Annotated in this window: 2 protein-coding genes; both read left to right on the forward strand. The window is 73.0% G+C overall.

Annotation, left to right across the window (positions count from 1 at the left end; translation table 11 throughout):
* Positions 1-52: 52 nt before the first annotated feature.
* Complete coding sequence (locus JAO81_RS02475) at positions 53-1288, forward strand: sensor histidine kinase (protein ID WP_199546047.1); 1236 nt, start codon at positions 53-55, stop codon at positions 1286-1288.
* Positions 1285-1965, forward strand: a complete 681-nt coding sequence (locus JAO81_RS02480; protein WP_199546048.1) for a response regulator transcription factor — start codon at positions 1285-1287, stop codon at positions 1963-1965. The genes JAO81_RS02475 and JAO81_RS02480 overlap by 4 nt, the downstream gene beginning before the upstream one ends.
* Positions 1966-2060 lie beyond the last annotated feature (95 nt).

Raw genomic sequence — 2060 nt, forward strand, 5'->3', positions numbered from 1 at the left:
CCGGGGCCCCCCCCGCGGCGCCGCGCGGGGGGGCCGCCGCCCCCCGAAGGAGGTGACGCCCTCGAACCGCCGGCCCCTGCGGCCGACTCGGGGGGCCTGGCTGTTCGATGTGCTGCTTGCGCTGGCGCTCGGGATCACCACCGTCTATTACGGCATCGACAACGCCGGCAACGTGGTCGTACGGGAGATCGCCCCCGGCGTCCACAGCGTCGTGCCGCGCCCGAGCGGCCCCGGCGGCATGGCCTTCATGGTCACGCTCGCCGTCATCGCCTCGGGCGCTCTGGCCCTGCGCCGCCGCTGTCCGCTCGCTGTGCTGTGCGTCGTGACGGCGGCGACGCTCGCGACCCCGTCGAGCGTGCTGCGGCTGACCTTCTACGCGTTCGTCATCGCCGTGTACAGCGCGGCCGTCTACAGCCCGTACCGGATGACGACCCTCGCGGCGCTGGTGGTCTCGGTCGCCCTGGTCGGCACCTCGGGGAATTCGGTGACCCCGATCCTTCCCAACGAGTACGTGGTCCTGCTGATCCTGGTACCGATGGCCGTGGCCGCCGTCGGACTGCGCAGCTGGAAACTGCGCAGCGACGAGAACCGCACCCGGCTGTCCGCGCTGGAACGGGAACAGGCCGAGTCCCTGCGCCGGGCCGTCGCGCAGGAGCGGGCCAGGATCGCCCGTGAACTGCACGATGTCGTCACGCACAACGTCAGCGTGATGATCATCCAGGCGGGCGCCGCACGGAAGATCATGGAGAACTCCCCCGGCCGGGCCGCGGAGGCCCTGCTCGCCGTCGAGGCGGGCGGGCGGGCCGCCATGACCGAACTGCGCCACGTCATGGGCCTGCTCACGATGCCCGACACGGACCTGGCCGACGTGGATCCGGCCGGCACTGAACCCGAACTGGCACCCCAACCCGGCCTCGACCAGCTGGAATCGCTGGTCGGACGGGTCCGCGACACCGGGCTCGCCGTCGACCTGACGGTGACCGGGACGCCGCGTCCCCTGCCGCCCGGCATCGAACTCGCCGCCTACCGCGTGGTCCAGGAAGCCCTCACCAACACCGTGAAGCACGCGTCCGGAGCGACCGCCCACGTGACCGTCGACCACGCACCCGACCGGCTCCGGGTGGAGGTCACCGACACCGGCGGGCGCCCGGGCGAGGGCCCCGGAAGCGGCCGGGGTCTGATCGGACTGCGCGAACGCCTCGCCGTCCACGGCGGAACCCTGACCACCGGCCGACGGCTGACCGGCGGCTACCGTGTGGAGGCCCTGATCCCCTTGGAGACACCGTGACCGAACCGCTGCGGGTGCTCCTCGCCGACGACCAGACCCTGGTGCGCACCGGATTCCGGCTGATCCTCGGCGCCGACGGCATCGACGTGGTCGCCGAGGCGGTCAACGGCGCGGAGGCAGTCGAAGCGGTCCGGCGGACCCGTCCGGACGTGGTCCTGATGGATGTCCGGATGCCCGAGATGGACGGCTTGGAGGCCACCCGCCGGATCCTCACCGGCGCCCCCGGCGAACCCCGCGTCATCATCCTCACCACCTTCGACCTCGACCGGTACGTCTACGCGGCCCTGTCCGCCGGAGCGAGCGGCTTCCTGCTCAAGGACGTCACGCCCGAGCAACTGACCGCGGCCGTACGCACCGTCCGTACCGGTGACGCGCTCCTCGCACCGGCCATCACCCGCCGCCTCGTGCAGCGGTTCGCCAAACGCGGCGACGACGCCGACGCGCTCCACCGCGATCTCGCCTCCCTCACCCCGCGCGAAGTGGAGGTACTGGGACTGCTGGCCCGGGGCCTGAGCAACGCCGAGCTCGCCGCCCGGCTCCACCTCGCCGAGACCACCGTGAAGACCCACGTCGCCCGCATCCTCGCCAAACTCGGCCTGCGCGACCGGGTCCAGGCCGTCATCGTGGCGTACGAGACGGGCCTGGTCAGCGCGGGTGACCGGGAGGCCGCGGAGTAGGCCCGGACCCGTGAAAGAGCCCCGCCCCCCCGCCAGGAAGGGGGGGGGGGCGTTTCGTGACGGGGCCCCGCGGGGGTCAGGCGGTCCCCCCCCCC

Origin of the sequence: Streptomyces sp. N35 (assembly GCF_016464295.1) — a bacterium.
Lineage (GTDB): Bacteria > Actinomycetota > Actinomycetes > Streptomycetales > Streptomycetaceae > Streptomyces.